The 16,443-nt window shown below is 72.0% G+C and carries 16 protein-coding genes; 7 read left to right on the top strand and 9 right to left on the bottom strand.

Features of this window, described 5'->3' with window-relative positions; genetic code table 11:
- Positions 1-17 precede the first annotated feature (17 nt).
- Positions 18-902 (bottom strand): LysR family transcriptional regulator, encoded by an 885-nt coding sequence (locus T336_RS0110010; RefSeq protein ID WP_026432429.1) that lies wholly within the window; start codon positions 900-902, stop codon positions 18-20.
- Between the two features lie 69 nt (positions 903-971).
- Between T336_RS0110010 and T336_RS0110005 the strand changes: the two genes are divergently transcribed.
- A complete protein-coding gene (locus tag T336_RS0110005; RefSeq protein WP_026432428.1) occupies positions 972-2,246 on the top strand; it encodes a YbfB/YjiJ family MFS transporter in 1,275 nt (424 codons plus the stop codon).
- A 28-nt stretch (positions 2,247-2,274) separates the two neighbouring features.
- Here the strand turns inward: T336_RS0110005 and T336_RS0110000 are convergent, their stop codons facing one another.
- From T336_RS0110000 to T336_RS0109990, 3 genes are all read right to left on the bottom strand, one after another.
- Positions 2,275-3,519 (bottom strand): sensor histidine kinase, encoded by a 1,245-nt coding sequence (locus T336_RS0110000; RefSeq protein ID WP_020424791.1) that lies wholly within the window; start codon positions 3,517-3,519, stop codon positions 2,275-2,277.
- Between the two features lie 240 nt (positions 3,520-3,759).
- On the bottom strand, positions 3,760-4,479 hold the full coding sequence (locus T336_RS0109995; protein WP_011793460.1) for a response regulator: 720 nt from the start codon (positions 4,477-4,479) through the stop codon (positions 3,760-3,762).
- A gap of 100 nt (positions 4,480-4,579) precedes the next feature.
- Positions 4,580-5,941, bottom strand: coding sequence for an AmpG family muropeptide MFS transporter (locus T336_RS0109990; protein WP_026432427.1), 1,362 nt, complete (start codon positions 5,939-5,941; stop codon positions 4,580-4,582).
- 88 nt (positions 5,942-6,029) lie between these two features.
- On the opposite strand from T336_RS0109990, the gene T336_RS0109985 reads away from it, so the two are divergent.
- The 3 genes from T336_RS0109985 to T336_RS0109975 all read left to right on the top strand — a co-directional run bounded on the left by T336_RS0109985 (position 6,030) and on the right by T336_RS0109975 (position 8,832).
- Entirely contained in the window at positions 6,030-6,785 is a 756-nt protein-coding gene (locus T336_RS0109985) for an AraC family transcriptional regulator (RefSeq protein ID WP_026432426.1), read from the top strand.
- A 75-nt stretch (positions 6,786-6,860) separates the two neighbouring features.
- Complete coding sequence (locus tag T336_RS0109980) at positions 6,861-7,823, top strand: DMT family transporter (RefSeq protein WP_035225636.1); 963 nt, start codon at positions 6,861-6,863, stop codon at positions 7,821-7,823.
- Between the two features lie 154 nt (positions 7,824-7,977).
- Complete coding sequence (locus T336_RS0109975; protein ID WP_026432424.1) at positions 7,978-8,832, top strand: M48 family metallopeptidase; 855 nt, start codon at positions 7,978-7,980, stop codon at positions 8,830-8,832.
- A gap of 21 nt (positions 8,833-8,853) precedes the next feature.
- Here the strand turns inward: T336_RS0109975 and T336_RS0109970 are convergent, their stop codons facing one another.
- Both T336_RS0109970 and T336_RS0109965 read right to left on the bottom strand, forming a co-directional pair.
- Positions 8,854-10,371, bottom strand: coding sequence for an SLC13 family permease (locus T336_RS0109970; protein WP_026432423.1), 1,518 nt, complete (start codon positions 10,369-10,371; stop codon positions 8,854-8,856).
- A 183-nt stretch (positions 10,372-10,554) separates the two neighbouring features.
- On the bottom strand, positions 10,555-11,193 hold the full coding sequence (locus T336_RS0109965) for an MBL fold metallo-hydrolase (protein ID WP_026432422.1): 639 nt from the start codon (positions 11,191-11,193) through the stop codon (positions 10,555-10,557).
- 128 nt (positions 11,194-11,321) lie between these two features.
- Here T336_RS0109965 and T336_RS0109960 point away from each other — a divergent pair, with 128 nt between their 5' ends.
- A complete protein-coding gene (locus T336_RS0109960) occupies positions 11,322-12,287 on the top strand; it encodes a bifunctional GNAT family N-acetyltransferase/nucleoside diphosphate kinase regulator (protein ID WP_026432421.1) in 966 nt (321 codons plus the stop codon).
- Between the two features lie 44 nt (positions 12,288-12,331).
- On the opposite strand, the gene T336_RS0109955 is transcribed toward T336_RS0109960, so the two are convergent.
- The 3 genes from T336_RS0109955 to T336_RS0109945 form a co-directional block, all read right to left on the bottom strand.
- On the bottom strand, positions 12,332-12,856 hold the full coding sequence (locus T336_RS0109955; RefSeq protein ID WP_026432420.1) for a GAF domain-containing protein: 525 nt from the start codon (positions 12,854-12,856) through the stop codon (positions 12,332-12,334).
- A gap of 74 nt (positions 12,857-12,930) precedes the next feature.
- On the bottom strand, positions 12,931-13,155 hold the full coding sequence (locus T336_RS0109950) for a hypothetical protein (protein WP_244883912.1): 225 nt from the start codon (positions 13,153-13,155) through the stop codon (positions 12,931-12,933).
- Between the two features lie 122 nt (positions 13,156-13,277).
- Entirely contained in the window at positions 13,278-14,174 is an 897-nt protein-coding gene (locus T336_RS0109945) for a LysR substrate-binding domain-containing protein (RefSeq protein WP_026432418.1), read from the bottom strand.
- Positions 14,175-14,290: 116 nt separating this feature from the next.
- Here T336_RS0109945 and T336_RS0109940 point away from each other — a divergent pair, with 116 nt between their 5' ends.
- The gene (locus tag T336_RS0109940; protein ID WP_019699872.1) at positions 14,291-15,493 is read left to right on the top strand and encodes an MFS transporter; all 1,203 of its coding nucleotides are present in this window, start codon (positions 14,291-14,293) and stop codon (positions 15,491-15,493) included.
- Between the two features lie 47 nt (positions 15,494-15,540).
- Complete coding sequence (gene dkgB, locus T336_RS0109935) at positions 15,541-16,374, top strand: 2,5-didehydrogluconate reductase DkgB (protein ID WP_035225629.1); 834 nt, start codon at positions 15,541-15,543, stop codon at positions 16,372-16,374.
- The last annotated feature ends 69 nt before the right edge of the window (positions 16,375-16,443 follow it).

Genomic DNA, 16,443 nt, shown 5'->3' with positions numbered 1-16,443 from the left:
ACAGGGGATGGCCGGGTTCAGGCGTCCGGGGCCATGCCGGCCGGGGCACCGCGCAGCGCGTCCAGCAGCGCATCCAGGGCCGGGGTGTGCCAGCCGCGCCGGCGCACCAGTACCGTCTCGCGGTCGGGCAGCGGCACCCAGCGCAGTGCGGGCGGCTCGCGCATCAGGTCGATGACGGACTGCGGCACCACGCCGGCGCAGCGCCCGGCGGCCACGCAGGCCAGGATGGCGTGGTAGGAAGCCAGCTCCAGCACCTGGGGCGCGGCGCCGTGCCGCTGCGCGCGCATCCAGTCCTCGCCCATGCGGCGGTAGGTGCAGCCGGGGCCGAAGGCGGCGAGCGTGTCCACCTGCAGGTCGCCGGGACGCGCCACGGGCGGATGGCCGGCCGGCAGGGCAATGGCCAGCGATTCGGTGAAGACGGGCGTGCGGTCCACCGGCGCCTCCGGGTCCACGCCGGGCGGCGGCCAGGCGACCAGGGCGCAGTCGCTGGCGTGCGCGAGCACCTGGTCCACCAGGTCGCGCGACGCGCCCGTGCGCAGTTCCAGCTGCAGGCCGGGCCATCGGGCGTGCAGGCGGGCCAGCGGGGTGGGCAGGCGCGCGGCGGCGGTGCTCTCCATGGCGCCCAGGCGCAGCCGGCCCACGGGCGTGCCGGGGTGCAGGGCCTGGCGGGCCTCTTCGGCCAGCGCCAGCAGGCGGTCGGCATAGCCCACCAGCGAGGTGCCGGCCGGTGTCAGGGCCATGCGCCGCCCTTCCCGCAGGAACAGGGTGGCGCCCAACTGCTCCTCCAACTGCTGCACGCGGGTGGTCACGTTGGATTGCACCCGGCCCAGCCGCTCGGCCGCGCGGGTGACGCTGCCTTCGGCTGCGACGGCACGGAAGATTTCCAGGGCGGATAGGTCCATGAAATTCTTGTTGAGAGATGGAATGTTTGGATGGTAATCTGAAAAAGAGAATAAACAAGAGGAGGCCGCATGTCACCCGATCCCGTTCCATCCGATCCTGCCGCCATGACCCCTGCGCTGGGGGAGCGTCCCCTGGCCGTCGCCCTGGCCGGCATGGCCGCGCTGGGCGCCGCCATGGGCATCGGCCGTTTTGCCTTCACCCCGCTGCTGCCAATGATGCTGGCCGACGGCGTGGTCACCCTCGCGGGTGGCAGCTGGCTGGCCACGGTTAACTACGTGGGCTATCTGGTGGGCGCCCTGGCCTGCATGGCCCTGCCGTGGCTGGCGCCGGGCACGGCCAGGTCATGGCAGGGGGCCCGGCTCACGCGCTGGGGGCTGGCGGCCACCGTGCTGCTGACCTGCGGCATGGGGCTGCCCGTGCCTGGCGCATGGCCGCTGCTGCGCGCGGCCGCGGGCGTGGCCAGCGCGGTGGTGTTCCTCAACGTGTCGTCCTGGTGCATGGCGCGGCTGGTGGCACTGGGGCAGCCGGCGCTGGGCGGGCTGATCTTCTGCGGGCCGGGGCTGGGGATCGTGCTGACGGGGCTGTCGGCCAGCGCCATGGTGTCGGCGCACTGGCGGGCCGCCGCTGGCTGGGCCGTCTTCGGGCTGCTCTGCGCGGTGCTGTGCGCGCTGGTCTGGCCAGTGGTGCGAGGGGCGGCGGGGCCTGCGGCCGGCGCGCCGGGGCCCGCGTCGGCGCGAACCACGGCCCCCCTGGCACCGGGCGGCCGCCCCGCCCGTGCGCTGCTCACGCTGGCCTACGGCCTGGCGGGGCTGGGCTATATCGTCACCGCCACGTTCCTGCCGGTGATTGCGCGCGGGGTGCTGCCGGCCGGATCGCCCTGGCCCGATCTGTTCTGGCCGGTGTTCGGCGCGGGCGTGGCGTTGGGCGCGGCGCTGTCCACGCGCACCCCGGCGGCCTGGGACCGGCGCTGGCTGCTGGCGGGTTGCTATGTGCTGCAGGCCTTCTCCATCGGCCTGGGCCTCGCATGGCCGGGGGTGCCGGGCTTCGCCCTGGGCAGCCTGTTGCTGGGGCTGCCCTTCACAGCCATCACGTTCTATGCGCTGCAGGAGGCGCGGCGCATCTGGCCCGCGGCGGGAGACAGCTTCGCGGGCCTGCTGACGGTGGCCTACGGCCTGGGCCAGATCGCCGGGCCGCCGCTGGTGGCCTGGGCCTTGCACCATGCGGCCACGCCGCGGCAGGGGTTCGCGCACGGCCTGGCGATGGCGGCCGCAGCGCTGGGCCTGGGGGCAGCGGTGCTGGGCGCGATGGCGTGGCGCTGGCCACCGCAGCCGGAGGGGACGTGATGCGCCGCGCGGCGCGGGCGTAGGTCGGTCAGCCGGCGCGCGGCAGCCGCAGCACGAAGCAGGCACCTTCCGCGCCGTCGGGCCGGTCCGTGCAGTACACGCTGCCGTCGTGCCGCTCCGCGATGGAGCGCACCAGGGACAGGCCCAGGCCGACGCCGCCCGAGCGTTCGCTGGCGCCGGGCAGGCGGTAGAAGGGCTCGAAGATGCGTTCGCGCTGTGCCGGCGGCACGCCGGGGCCCTGGTCGCACACGCTCACCTCCACGTGCGTCGCCGTGCTGCGCAGCGTGACGGTGATGTCGCCCTGGCTGTAGCGCCGTGCGTTCTCCAGCAGGTTGCGCAGCGCGCGGCGCAGCAGCTTGGCGATGCCGCGCACTTCCAGCGCATCGGCGGCCGTGCCGTCGGCCGCCTGCAGTTCGGCGTCCACGCGCACGCACTCCTCGGCGGCCAGGCCCATCAGGTCCACCGTTTCCACGGTGCCCATGTCGGCCTCGCGTGCGTCGAGGCGGCTGGCGAGCAGGATCTCGTCCACCAGTTGATCCAGCTCGGCGATGTTGCGCAGGATCTCGGAGCGGAATGCCGGCGAGGGCGTGCTGCCCTGCATCAGCTCCAGCCCCATGCGGATACGCGTGAGGGGTGAGCGCAGCTCGTGCGAGGCATTGGCCAGCAGCGACTTGTGCGACTTCACCAGGGTCTCGATGCGCGCGGCAGCGGCATTGAACTGCCGCGCGAGGTCAGCCACCTCGTCCTTGCCGTGCTCGGCCACGCGCACCGACAGGTCGCCCTCGCCGAAGCGCTGCACGCCGCGCTGCAGGTTCTCCAGCCGCTTGAGCAGGCGGCGGATGATGGGGAACACCCCCACGGCCACCGCGATGCCCACGATGCCCAGCATCCAGAGGAAGCCGAAGGGCGGGCGCGTCCAGAACGCGACCTCGGGGCCGCCGCGCCGGTCCCGGTCGGGGCCGGGAGGCCGCACGCGGGGCGAGAACTGCAGCGTATAGGGCAGCTCGCCGTTCTCCGCCTCCACGCTGAACTCCAGCCCGCCCGGGGGGCCGCCGGCGGTCGGCGGCACACGGATCGCGAGACCGCGCAGCACGGGCTGGCCCGCGGCATCCAGCAGCACCACCTCGCGCGGAGGCGGCGCCGGCTGCGACAGCGCATTCTGCTCCGACGCGATGCGCCACGCCCAGCCCACCGCCAGCGTGAGCACCGCCATCCCGCCGACCACGGCGAGCCAGATGCGCAGGTAGAGGCGGCGGGAAAACGGATTGGACATGGGCGTTTCAGAATGTGGCGATGTCACGCCATAGCGGCTGATGCTGCGGTCTGCGGCATTGCAGGCGGCCCATGAAGCGCGCGCCGCCGCCACCCGTCCGGTGGCCGCGGAGCAGGCCAAGCCAGCAGACGCCGTGGAACGGGCTTCGCCCGGCCACTGGCGTCGTCCCCCATCCCGCCGCGCGCAGCGTGGCGAGAGAAGGGGGAAGGCGCGTAGCGCCACAGGGGGATGCCTCCATCTTCAGTCTTGCTGCTTGGCGAACACGTACCCCACGCCGCGCACGGTCAGGATGCGCCTGGGGTTCTTGGGGTCGGATTCGATGGCGGCGCGGATGCGGCCCATGTGCACGTCGATGGAGCGGTCGAAGGCTTCCAGCTCGCGGCCGCGTACGGCCTCCATGATCTGGTCGCGCGTGAGCACGCGGCCGGCGCGCTCCGCGAGCGCCACGAGCAGGTCGAACTGGTAGGAGGTGAGGTCGGCCGGCTGGCCGCCCACCGTGACGGAGCGTGCGTCGCGGTCGATCTCCAGCGAGCCGAAGCGCAGGGCCTGCGAGGGCGCCGCGGGCCCGGTCTCGCGGCGCCGCAGGATGGCGCGGATGCGGGCCAGCAGCTCGCGCGGCTCGAAGGGCTTGGGCAGGTAGTCGTCGGCGCCGAGCTCCAGCCCGATGATGCGGTCCATCGGGTCGCCCTTGGCGGTGAGCATGAGCACCGGCACCTGGGCCGCGGCGCCGGGCAGCGAGCGGATGCGGCGGCACACGTCCAGGCCGTCCATGTCGGGCAGCATCAGGTCCAGGATCACGAGGTCGGGCAGCGGGCCGGCATCGCTGCCCTGCAGCCGCGCCATGCCGCTCTGGCCGTCGGCCATGTGGGCGACCTCCAGGCCCGACTGGCCGAGGTATTCGATGACCATCTGCGCGAGGCGGAAGTCGTCTTCGATCATCAACAGCTGGGCGGTACTCATGGCGTCTCTCGTCTCCTTCCGCGGGGGCGGGATGTCATGCTCTCCCCGGCGCATCTCGGGGCGTTGAAGTGGCCGTAAAGTTTCGGTAAACCGGCGCGGCTCAGCCCGGCGGGCGCTGCTGCACCCGCGCGGCCAGCGCCACCAGCAGCAGCACGGGCAGGCCCAGCAGTGCCGTGGCCGCGAAGAACTCGGGGTAGCCGAAGGCATCCACGAAACGCCCCGAGAAGCCCGCGAGCCATTTGGGCAGCAGCAGCATCATGGAGCTGAACAGCGCGTACTGCGTGGCCGAATATTGCACATTCGTGAGGGCCGAGAGGTAGGCGATGAACGCGGCCGAGGCGATGCCCCCGGCCAGGTTGTCGGCGGACACCACGAGCACCAGCAGGGTCACGTCGTGCCCCTGCAGGCCCAGCCAGGCGAACAGCAGGTTGCTGGCTGCGCTCAGCAGGGCGCCGAGCATCAGCACGCGCATCACACCCACGCGCATCGACAGCGCGCCGCCGAGGAACGCGCCGGCCAGCGTCATGATCACGCCGAACACCTTGGTGACCGCGGCCACCTCGTCCTTGGTATAGCCCATGTCCACGTAGAACGGATTGGCCATGATGCCCATCACCACGTCGCTGATGCGGTAGACGGCGATCAGCGCCAGGATCAGCGCGGCCTGCCAGCGGTAGCGCGCGATGAAATCGGCGAACGGATCGATCAGCGCGCCGCGCAGCCATTCGGCCGCGCTGCGCGCGGGCGGCAGCGGGCGCGGCGCGGGCTCGCGCGAGAGCAGCACCGTGAGCACGCCCACCAGCATCGAGGCGGCCATCACCAGGTAGGCCGTGCGCCAGGCGCCGTGCTGGTAGCCCATGAGGCCGGGCACCTCGGCGCGCGCGGCCACCCACAGCACGCCGGCGCCGGCCCAGATCATCGCCAGCCGGTAGCCCGTCTGGTAGGTGGCGGCCAGCGCGGCCTGCCGGTCGGCGTCGGCCGATTCGATGCGGAAGGCGTCGAGCGCGATGTCCTGCGTCGCCGAGCCGAAGGCTACCGCCAGTGCGCACCACACCATGGGTGCCAGGGCCGCGCGCGGATCGTTGAAGGCCATGCCCGCCAGGCCCGCCATCACCAGCGCCTGAGAAAACAGCAGCCAGCTGCGGCGCCGGCCCAGTGCGCGCGTGATCAGCGGCAGCGGCATGCGGTCCACCAGCGGTGCCCAGACCCATTTGAAGGCGTAGGCCAGGCCCACCCAGCTCAGGTAGCCGATGGTGGTGCGGTCCACGCCCGCCTCGCGCAGCCAGAACGACAGCGTGCCCAGCACCAACAGCAGCGGCAGGCCGGCGGAGAAACCCAGGGCGAGCATGCGCAGGCTGGCGGGTTCGGCATAGACCTTCCAGGCGGCCCTCCAGGAGCGGCGGGGCGGTGCGGGCACGGAGGGCGCGGACGATGGAGGCTCGGAGGGCTGCGTGGAGGTCATGGGCAAGGGCTTGGCCGTCCCCCAAGTGCGGGGACGGCCGGGCGTGGCGGCATTATCGGGGCGGGCCGCCGGGCGTACCATCCGGGCCATGCTGCCGGGAACCCCTGCCTTCCTTTCCTGCACCCTGCGCCACTACGGCGGGGAGCACGCCGCGCATGCGCACGACCATGCGCAGGTGCTGGTCGGGCTGCAGGGGCGCATGGAGCTGGAGGTGGACGGCCGTTCGGCGTTCGTGGATGCCTCCTGCGGCATCCTGATACCCGCCGGTGCGCGGCACGGTTACCTGGCCTCGCCCGGGGCCCGCTTCTGCGTGGTCGATGCGGCGGCGCAACCGGGCATGGACCGGCTGCGCCGCTTCGCCGTGCCGGCCCAGGCGCGTGACGGCCTGGCGCGCGCCATCGGAGGCGGGGCTGGCGGCGCGCCCGGCCAGCCCTCGCTGCCCGGCGTGTGGAGCGCGCCCGTCGCGCGAGAGGCCCAGGTGGCCGCCCACCTGGAAGCCCTGCTGGGCCGTGCGCCCCGCGTGCTGGCCCGCCGGGCGCTGCCGCTGGAGCGGCTGCAGCAGGCCGTGGAGGCCGCCCTGCACGAGCCCTGGCCCACGCCCCGCATGGCGGCCCTGTGCCACCTGAGCCCGCAGCGCTTCCATGCGCGCTGGCTGGAACTGACGGGCGCAACGCCCCAGGCCTGGCTGCGCGGACTGCGCCTGGATGCCGCCGCGCAGCGCATCGCGCGCGGACAGCGGCTCGACGACGCGGCGCTGGCCTGCGGCTATGCCACGGGCACGGCGCTCGCGAGCGCGCTGCGCCGGGAGCGCGGCACCGGTGCCCGCGCGCTGCGCGGGGACTGAGGCACGGTGCAAGGCGCACGCACTTCGAGCGTTGCGCGACATCCGGCGGCCACGCCGCGTGGCACGCTTGCAGCCATGTCCTCCCCGACGCCCGCGACCTCTTCTGCGACGCCATCTTCCATCTCCCGGCTGCCGGCACCGTCTGCCGCCCGGGCGCCGCTGGGCATCGGCATGGTGCTGCTCGCTGCCGTGCTCTGGGGCACGACGGGCACGGCGCAGAGCCTCGCGCCTTCCGGCCTGGCACCGGTGTGGGTGGGGGCGCTGCGGCTGCTGATCGCCGGTGCCTTTTTTGCGGCGCTGCTGCGGTGGCAGGGCGGCGCGCGCGGCCTCGGTGCGCTGCCCTGGCGCGGCGTCCTGGTCGGCGGGGTCTGCGTGGCCGCCTACAACCTGAGCTTCTTCGCCGGGGTGAAGGCGAGCGGCGTGGCGCTGGGCACGGCGATCGCGATCGGCAGCGGCCCGGTCTGGGCCGGGTTGCTGCAGACCGTGGTGCAGCGCCGCTGGCCCGCGGCCGTGTGGTGGGCGGGCACGCTGCTCGGCGTGGCGGGCGGGGCCGCCATGGCGCTGGACGGCCGCACCAGCGTTCAGGCACCGCCCGGCGGCATCGCGCTGTGCCTGCTGGCGGGCCTGTCGTACGCTGCCTATGCGCTCGTCAACCAGCGGCTGGTGGCCCGCGCCGCGCCAGGGGCGGTCAACCTGGCGGTGTTCGGCTCGGCCGCGCTGCTCTCCCTGCCGGCCGCCTTCGCCATCGCCGGGCCGCTCGCGGTGTCGGCGCGCGCCTGGGGCGTGGTGCTGTACCTGGGCGTGGTGGCCACCGGGCTGGCCTACCTGCTGTTCACGCACGCGCTGCGGCACATCAGCGGCGCGACCGGCGTCACCCTCGCGCTGGCCGAGCCGGTCACCGCGTTCGCCCTGGCCGTGGCGGTGGTGGGGGAGTCGCCGTCCACCATGGCCGTGTGGGGGCTGGCGGGCGTGCTCGGCGGGCTGCTGATCGTGGTCTGGTCGGAGATCCGTGGCCGCAAGGCGGCCGCGGGCGGGTGAAGGCGCGCCGCCTCCGGGACGCCGCTTCGGTTGCATGGACATTTGCGCGGGCGGCCTACAGCCGCGCTGCGGCATGGCGCACTAGACTCGCGCCATCATGCCGAACGATCACCCGACTTCCCCTTTCCCGGCCGTCGATGGGTCTCCTGCGGCCATGCCGCATTCCGACACCGGCTGCCGCTTCTGCACCGCCCTGCGCACCGGGCCCTGGAATGCGCGGCGGGGTTTCCTGCTCGCGGCCGGCACGGCGGTGGCGGCCCCGGCGCTGGCCCAGGTGGACGTGGGCTCTGCCTCGCAGATGCGGCGCCTCGTGCCGGCCGAGCAGCTGGAGGCCGCCGCCGACCAGCAGTACGACCAGATGCTCGCCAAGGCCAAGGCCCAGCGCGCCCTCGCCGGCGATACGCACCCGCAGCTGGTGCGCCTGCGCGGCATCGGCCAGCGCCTCATTCCCTTCTCCGCGCAGTGGAACGACCGTGCGCGGCAGTGGAAGTGGGAGGTCAACCTGATCGGCAGCAAGCAGATCAACGCCTTCTGCATGCCGGGCGGCAAGATCGCCTTCTACACCGGCATCCTGGACCAGCTCAAGCTGTCCGACGACGAAGCCGCCATGGTCATGGGCCACGAGATGGCGCATGCGCTGCGCGAGCACGCGCGCGCCCGCCTGGCCAAGACGCAGGCCACGAGCATGGGCCTGTCGCTCGGCGCGCAACTGCTGGGCCTGGGCGACCTGGGCAACGCGGCCGCGAACATCGGCACGCAGCTGATCTCGCTCAAGTTCAGCCGCAGCGACGAGACGGAGGCCGACCTCGTCGGCCTGGAGATGGCTGCCCGCGGCGGCTACAACCCAGAATCCGCCGTCACGCTCTGGCGCAAGATGGGCGAGGCCACCGGCAGCCAGGGCGGGCTCGCCTTCCTGTCCACGCACCCGAGCGGGCCGGACCGCATCCGCGAACTGGAGCAGAACGTGCCGCGCGTACAGGGCCTCTACCAGGCGGCGCGGCGCGGCTGAGCCCGCGCCGCCTGTGCAGCGTCAGAGCACGCCCATCCACGGCCACAGCGTGGCCGACAGCAGCAGGATGAGCGCCAGGCCCGCCAGCGTCACCACCAGCCCCACCTTGGCGAACTGCAGCGTGCCGAACGCGCCCGTGCCGTAGCACAGCATGTTCTGCGGCGCGTTCGTCGGCAGGATGAAGCCGAACGACACCACGAAGCTCTGCACGAGCACGATGCCGAATGCCGTCTCTTTCGAGACCGGCAGCGTCTGCACGAAGGCGATGAAGATCGGGATCAGCGTGCTGGCCAGGCCCGTGGCGGAGGCGAAGCCCAGGTGCAGCACGATGCTGAACACCGCCAGTGCGCCGATCACCGACACCACCGGCAGGGCCGCGAGCCCCAGCTGCCCCAGCGTCTGCTGGGCCAGCCAGCCAGCCGCTCCGGTGCGCTGCAGCAGCGTGCCGAGCGAGATCGAGGCCGCGAACAGCACCACCGTGCCCCAGGGCACGAGTTTTTCGGCCTGCGCCCAGTGCATCACGCCGATGCGCGGCATGAGCAGCAGCGCGATGCCGAGCTGCGTGGTGGTGGTCGTGTCGAACGGGTGCAGCGTGCCTTCGGTGGACCAGAGCACGAGCAGCAGCAGCGCCACGGCGATCAGGCGCTTTTCCGGGGCGCTGACAGGGCCCAGCGCGCGCAACTGATCGCGCAGGTTGCCCGCGGCACCCTCGGCGTCGGGCACCTGCGGGCGCAGCAGCCACAGCGACACGAAGAACAGCACCACGGACATGCCGATGGTGAAGGGCAGGGCGGCCAGGAACCACTGCCCCCAGGTCACGCCGTGCCCGAAGGCACCCTGCATGAAGTTCAGGCTGATGAGGTTCTGCGCCGCGCCCGTCTTCACCGCGATGTTGAAGATCGAGCAGGCCTGCGCCGTCACGATCATCAGCGTGGCGCCCAGGCTGCTGCCCACGGGCAGGCCGAGCGCTGCGGTGATGCCGACCATGATCGGTATCACCGCGCCCACGCGCGCAGTGGCCGAGGGAATGAACAGCGCCAGCACGAAGCCCACCAGCATCGCGCCCAGCGTGAGCCGTGCCGGCGAAATGCCCACGCGGCTCATCACCAGCAGGGCCACGCGGCGGTCCAGCCCGGTGTGCTTGAGCGCCACGGCCAGGAACAGCGCGGCGGCCACCAGCAGCACGGCCGTGGACGAGAAGCCGCCCAGCATCACGGTGAGCGCATCGGCCGAGCCCATGGGTTTGGCGCCCGGCGTGAGGGACTTGCCCATCAGCCCCACCACCGCCATGCCGGTGAGCAGCACCGCGCTGTTGGCGGGCGAGACGCATTCGCTGATCCACAGCGTGACGACCAGCACCAGCAGCGCCAGGGCGACCTGGCCCGAGGGCGAAAGGCCGGCCGGTGTCGGCAAGACAAGCACCAGGGCATACAGGCCCAGGGCGAGCAGCAGGTAGCCGAGCTTGCGGCGGGAATCGGGCTCGGGCTGCGAAGTGATCGGAGCGGCGGGGGAGGGCGGGGGGACGGGTGTCGTCGTCATGGCGGAGGCTTGGCTTTCACGGTGCGGCCGTGGCCCGCCAATGGATCGGAAACTACCGATTGCGCGGTGCCATCAGGCCTGCCGGAAAGGATGCCCGCATGCCGCCTTCGGGGCGTTGACCGGCATCAAGGCCGGGCGCATGCCCGGCCGTGGCCCTCTCCAGATCCCGCTGCGGATGGATACTCAGGTGCCGCCCACGTAAGGATTGCTGCGCCGCTCGCGCCCGAAGGTGCTCTCCGGCCCGTGTCCGGGAATGAACACCGTCTCGTCGCCCATGGGCCACAGGCGCTGCACGATGCTGTCGATCAGGTCCTGGTGGTTGCCCTGGGGGAAGTCCGTGCGGCCGATGCTGCCGGCGAACAGCACGTCGCCCACGAAGCAGCGCTGGATCTGCGGCGCATGGAACACCACGTGGCCGGGCGTGTGGCCCGGGCAGTGCCGCACGTGCAGCGTCTCGTTGCCGATCTGCACCGTGTCGCCGTCGTGCAGCCAGCGCGTGGGCGTGAAGGGCCGCGCGGGCGGGAACCCGAACATCGCACTCTGCTGCGGCAGCCCGTCGATCCAGAACTGGTCGCCCGGGTGGGGGCCCGTGATCGGCAGCGAGAGCCGCTCGGCCAGTTCGCCTGCGCCGCCGGCATGGTCGATGTGGGCATGCGTGAGCCAGATCTGCTCCAGCCGCAGGCCGCGGCGTTCCACCTCCGCGAGCACCTGGTCGAGGTCGCCGCCGGGATCGATCACGGCGGCCGCTTGCGCGCCGTCGCACCAGACGAGCGAGCAGTTCTGCTGGAAGGCGGTGACGGGGTGGGTGTGGTAGTGGAGCATGGGCTGGAGACGAGGGCCGGCACAAGGGGGCTGCGAGAGGCCGAGTATGCAGCCTGCCCATGGAAAGACGCCGCCTGGCCATCGCCCGCACAACTCCCTAGAATCCCCGCTTCCCCGAAAGAACCGCCATGGCCCGGGCCATGGAAGGCTTTCATTCATTCTCGCAACCCGATGGGGTGAAGATGAACAAGCCTTTCATTTCCCTGTGCCCGGAGATCACCCGGGCCCACGCGCTTTTGTTGATGGACTGGCTGGAAGACGAGGGCGTGACGCGCTACCTGAGCGATGCGCGCGATGTCTCCCGGTCCATCGGGCAGGTGGTCGGCCGCGTGCAACTGCCGGTGCTCACGCACCTGTTCAACCAGGGCGGCCGGTTCTTCATGGCGTGCGACCGGCACGACGTGCCCGTGGGCTTCGTGCGCCTCGTCAAGGACGGCCCGGACTGCGAGATGGTCCTGGCCATCGGCGACCGCGCCAACTGGGGGCGCCGGCTCGGGGCCAGCGCGATCCGGGAAGGCATGAAGCTCGCCTTCTTCGACATGCGCGCCGAAAGGCTCATCGCCAAAATCCATCCGGACAACGCGCGGTCGCTCAAGGCGTTCCTGCGCAGCGGATTCGCGCTGGAAAGCGAAGGGCCTTCGGTGGCGTCCCTGGCCATGGGCTCGGATCGCTATCTCCGGCTCCTGCGCGAACACCCTGTGGCCAGTACCCCTGCCATCCACGTCACCGAGATCGACGAGGCCCGGCTCCGGCAACTCGTCGCGTTCCACCAGGATCCGGAAATTTTCGAGCTGGAGCACGAGATCGAGCGGGCCACCGTTGTCGATCCGCGGCAGGTGGCGGAGGATGTCGTCACGATGAATTCCAGGGCGCTGCTGGAGGTGGACGGCGAAGCGGTGGAAGTGGCGCTGGTCTATCCGGAGGATGTGGACGAGGCCGCCGGCAGGCATTCCGTCTGCTCGGGCCTCGGCACCGCGATCCTGGGCTACCGGGAGGGCGATGCCTTCCGCTGGCGGATCGCGAACCGGACCCGCCGCATCCGTATCCGGAAGGTGCTCTACCAGCCGGAAGCCCGGGGCGATTTCCACCTGTAGGCCCGCAGCGGCACCGGATGTACCGGCGGCGCCGGCCTGCCCGCTCAGCCGGCGGAAGCCGACTTGCCGGCCCCGGGCTTGAGCCGCGATGCCAGCAGGTCGGCCGTGTACCGCAGGCGGCCGATGTCGGCTTCCGGGTGGATGCCCCGGCTGAAGCAGCACAGCGTGCCATAGACCCCGCCCCCCGGCAGGCGCACCGGCGTGCTCAGCAGCGTGCCCACGGGATATCCCGGGTCCGGGGCCTTCCCCGCCTTGACATAGGCGGCCGCGTTCTCCACGCGCTCCGGCAGCCGGCCCTCGACGACGTGCTGGCACCAGGTTTCCTCGACCGGGTCGGACGTGCCTTCCGGAAGGGGATCGAAACCGGGGGCGTGGTCCACGGCCTGGATCGTGCGGCGCCCGTCCGCGATCTGCGAGACAAAGGCCACGTCCATGTCCAGCCGCGTGCGCAGCAGGCGGAGGACGGCCGGGACGGCGGAGGGCAGTTCCGGGTCGGCGGAGTCGCTGGTGGCCACCAGCAGTTCCGAAATCCGGACATCGAGGTCGTCGGGGTTGTAGTCGAGGAACATGGCCCAGTCTAAGCACCGGCAGGTGGGCGCGTAAGAGGCAGACTGCAACAGAGCGTACGGCCGGGCACGACCCATCACGCGCTGGCAGGCCTGGCATGGTTGCCGCGTCGCAGCGGGGCTTTTGGGCCCATGACCGGCCGGGTGCCGGGCTGCCGGTCCGGGTACAGGTCGCCGCACGCGAACCGCCGCCAGACCAGCCGGTCGCGCTTCTCGCAGAACCAGAAGCAGATGACGGAGCCGTCGCCGTTGTCGCAGGTCACCAGCATGCGGATGTTCCCGTTCCGGGAGCGTACGTACATCCCGGGGCGGAGGAAGGGAATGTTCTGTGAGCGCATGGCGCCATTGAAGCGCCGCCGGGCCGGGCGGCCTTGCGCTCGCGCAAGCCTGCGCGCAGGACCCGGCGCGGTCCTACAGGAGCGCCTCAATGTGGGGGGCCGGCCAGCCGCGCGGCCAGGAAATCGAGGAAGCAGGCGATGCGCGAAGCGAGTTGCGTGTTGCGGTAGTACACCGCGCTGATGGGCTGCCGGACGTCGGCCGTGTCCCGGGCCAGCAACTGCACGAGGTCGCCGCGCTCGCGGTCCCGTGCGGTCATGAAGTCCGCCAGGCAGGCGATGCCGGCACCCTGCAGCGCCAGCTGGCGCAGGGTTTCGCCGCTGGAGGCCGCGATGTCCGGCGTGGCAGGCCATGCGTCGCCATGCGGGCCGCGCACGGGCCAGAGGTTGAGCGTCTCGGGCTGGGTGAACCCCAGCAGGGTGTGCTGGGCCAGGGCTGCGGCTGACTTCGGCCGGCCGTGCGCCGCGAGGTAGGCAGGGCTGGCGATCACGCGCAGGCGGCTGGAGCCCAGCGGGCGCGCGTGCAGCGTGGAGTCGCGCAGGGCGCCGATGCGGATGGCGACGTCCGTGCGCCGCTCCAGCAGGTCGATGTTGCGCTCGTCGGTATCCAGCTCCAGGGCGATCTGCGGGTAGGCATCACGGAAGGCCGGCACCAGCGGTGCCACCACGTGCAGCATGAACGGCGTGGCCGCGTTCACGCGCAGGCGTCCTGCGGGCTGGTGCCTGCGCGCAGCCATGTGTTCTTCCGCCTCGTCCAGTGCCGCGAGGATGGCGCGGGCCCGCACCAGGAATGCCTGGCCTTCTTCCGTGAGTTCGATGCGGCGCGTGGTGCGGCGCAGCAGCGTCGTGTCGAGTTTTTTCTCCAGGCGCGCCAGCGCCCGGCTGACGCCCGACGCCGTCTGGTCCAGCTGCGCGGCGGCGGCGGTGACCGAGCCGGCGTCCACCACGGCGGCGAAGGCCTGCAGTTCTTCCAGGGTGGTTTTCATGGGAGGGCAGATTGTTGACTGTGGGGCAAATATATTCTGCCGATCACGGGCTTTTTCCGCAAAGGTGAAGCGCCCACACTCCTGGCATCGATCCGTGATCCCAAGGAGTGCTTCCCATGCCCATTGCCCTGTTCGCGCTGACGCTCGGTGCGTTCGCCATCGGCACGACCGAATTCGTCATCGTCGGCCTGCTGCCCACCGTGGCGGCGGACCTCGGCATCGGCCTGCCCTCGGCCGGCCTGCTCGTCAGCCTGTACGCGCTGGGCGTGGCCGTCGGCGCGCCGGTGCTCACCGCGCTCACCGGCCGGCTGCCGCGCAAGGCCCTGCTGCTGGCGCTCATGGCGCTGTTCACCGCCGGCAACCTGCTGGCCTGGCAGGCGCCGGGCTACGGCACGCTGGTGGCTGCGCGCGTGCTCACCGGGCTCGCGCACGGCGTGTTCTTCTCGATCGGCTCGACCATCGCCACCGGCCTCGTGCCGCGCGAGAAGGCCGCCAGCGCCATCGCCACGCTGTTCGCGGGGCTCACGGTGGCGCTGGTCACCGGCGTGCCGCTGGGGACCTTCATCGGCCAGCACTTCGGCTGGCGCGAGACCTTCCTCGCCGTGGCGGGGCTCGGCATGCTGGCCTTCGCGGGCAGCGCGCTGTTCGTACCGCGGCGCATCGCGCACGTGCCGCCGGCCTCGCTCCTGCAGCAGGCCCGCGTGCTGGCCGAGCCGCGGCTGCTGCTGGTCTATGCCAAGACAGCCATCGGCTACGGCGGCACCTTCATCCCGTTTACCTTCCTCGCGCCCATCCTCACCGGCGTGTCGGGTTTCAGCGAAAGCGCGGTGGGCTGGGTGATGCTGGTGTACGGCGTCTCGGTGGCCGTGGGCAACTTCTGGGGCGGCCGGCTGGCCGACCGCCTGGGGCCGATCGCCGCGCTGCGCATCATCTTCGCGATGCTGGCCGCCGTGCTGCTGCTCCTGCAATTCACCGCGCCGCATCCCTGGCTGGCAGTCGCCACGGTGCTGCTCTGGGGGGCGGTGGCCTTCGGCAACGTGCCGGGGCTGCAGCTGTACGTGGTGCGCCAGGCCGAGCGCGTCGCGCCGCAGGCCGTGGATGTGGCCTCGGGCCTGAACATCGCCGCGTTCAACCTCGGCATCGCCGGTGCCGCCTGGGCCGGGGGGCTGATCGTCACGCACCTGGGCCTCATGCACACCCCGTGGATCGGCGCGATCGTGGTGCTGGGCGCGCTGGCGCTCACCCACCTGAGCGGCGTGCTCGATGCCCGTGGCGGGGCCGCCGTGCGCGGCGGCCGTCCGGCTGCCGCGGGCCACTGAGACGTGGGGACCGGCCCACCCATCCATTCATCGACAAGGAGTTTTCCATGCAGGCATCCGCTTCCTCCTCCACCCAGCCGCCCGTGCCGCCGTTCGGCCTGGGCACGTTCAGGCTCAAGGGCCAGGCCGCCATCGATTCGGTGGCGAATGCCCTCGACCTCGGTTACCGCCATGTGGACACCGCGCAGATCTACGGCAACGAGGCCGAGGTGGGCCAGGCGGTGGCCGCCAGTGGCGTGGCCCGGGGCGACCTCTACCTCACCACCAAGGTCTGGACCGACCACCTCGCAGGCGACCGGCTCGTTCCCAGCCTGCAGGAGAGCCTGGAGAAGCTGCGCACGGATTACGTCGATCTGGTGCTGATCCACTGGCCCTCGCCGGGCGGCGCCGTGCCGCTGGCCGAAAGCCTGGAGGCTCTGGCCGAGGCGCGCTCCCGCGGGCTCGCGCGGCGCATCGGCGTGTCGAACTTCACTGTTTCCCTGCTGCGCGAGGCCATGGCTGCCGTGGGCGCGGAGGCGATCGCCACGAACCAGATCGAACTGCACCCCTACCTGCAGAACCGGGTGGTGGTGGATTTCGCGCGCAGCCAGGGCATCCACATCACCTCCTACATGACGCTGGGCTACGGCCAGATGCTGCAGGATCCGGAGATCCAGTCCATCGCGCAGGAGTGCGGCGCCACGCCGGCCCAGGTCGCGCTGGCCTGGGCGATGCAGTCGGGCTTCGCCGTCATTCCTTCGTCCACGCGCCGCGAGCACCTTCACTCCAACCTGCGCGCCACGCAGCTGCAGCTGGAGGATGCCCACATGCAGCGCATCGCCGCGCTGGACCGCGGCGGCCGCCTGGTGGATCCGGAAGGGCTGGCGCCGGCCTGGGACTGAAACGGCCGACAGCCGGCGCTGGCGCTGGTCGGCGCAGAGGATTACGCTACGCAAGGTAGCGATGGCCGA

The organism is Paracidovorax oryzae ATCC 19882 (assembly GCF_000687165.1).
Lineage (GTDB): Bacteria > Pseudomonadota > Gammaproteobacteria > Burkholderiales > Burkholderiaceae_C > Paracidovorax > Paracidovorax oryzae.
Note: the sequence above shows the minus strand (reverse complement) of the source record. Positions and strands in the feature narration are given on the sequence as shown.

Bases quoted from the DNA above. Each gene is read 5' to 3' on its own strand.
- T336_RS0109955 (WP_026432420.1), bottom strand. From the start codon at position 12,856: ATGTTCCTCGACTACAACCCCGACGACCTCGATGTCCGGATTTCGGAA.
- T336_RS0110005 (WP_026432428.1), top strand. From the start codon at position 972: ATGTCACCCGATCCCGTTCCATCCGATCCTGCCGCCATGACCCCTGCG.
- T336_RS0109965 (WP_026432422.1), bottom strand. From the start codon at position 11,193: ATGCTCCACTACCACACCCACCCCGTCACCGCCTTCCAGCAGAACTGC.
- T336_RS0109990 (WP_026432427.1), bottom strand. From the start codon at position 5,941: ATGACCTCCACGCAGCCCTCCGAGCCTCCATCGTCCGCGCCCTCCGTG.
- T336_RS0109970 (WP_026432423.1), bottom strand. From the start codon at position 10,371: ATGACGACGACACCCGTCCCCCCGCCCTCCCCCGCCGCTCCGATCACT.
- T336_RS0109975 (WP_026432424.1), top strand. From the start codon at position 7,978: ATGCCGCATTCCGACACCGGCTGCCGCTTCTGCACCGCCCTGCGCACC.
- T336_RS0110000 (WP_020424791.1), bottom strand. From the start codon at position 3,519: ATGTCCAATCCGTTTTCCCGCCGCCTCTACCTGCGCATCTGGCTCGCC.
- T336_RS0109980 (WP_035225636.1), top strand. From the start codon at position 6,861: ATGTCCTCCCCGACGCCCGCGACCTCTTCTGCGACGCCATCTTCCATC.
- T336_RS0110010 (WP_026432429.1), bottom strand. From the start codon at position 902: ATGGACCTATCCGCCCTGGAAATCTTCCGTGCCGTCGCAGCCGAAGGC.
- T336_RS0109950 (WP_244883912.1), bottom strand. From the start codon at position 13,155: ATGTACGTACGCTCCCGGAACGGGAACATCCGCATGCTGGTGACCTGC.
- T336_RS0109945 (WP_026432418.1), bottom strand. From the start codon at position 14,174: ATGAAAACCACCCTGGAAGAACTGCAGGCCTTCGCCGCCGTGGTGGAC.
- T336_RS0109940 (WP_019699872.1), top strand. From the start codon at position 14,291: ATGCCCATTGCCCTGTTCGCGCTGACGCTCGGTGCGTTCGCCATCGGC.
- T336_RS0109960 (WP_026432421.1), top strand. From the start codon at position 11,322: ATGGCCCGGGCCATGGAAGGCTTTCATTCATTCTCGCAACCCGATGGG.
- dkgB (WP_035225629.1), top strand. From the start codon at position 15,541: ATGCAGGCATCCGCTTCCTCCTCCACCCAGCCGCCCGTGCCGCCGTTC.
- T336_RS0109995 (WP_011793460.1), bottom strand. From the start codon at position 4,479: ATGAGTACCGCCCAGCTGTTGATGATCGAAGACGACTTCCGCCTCGCG.
- T336_RS0109985 (WP_026432426.1), top strand. From the start codon at position 6,030: ATGCTGCCGGGAACCCCTGCCTTCCTTTCCTGCACCCTGCGCCACTAC.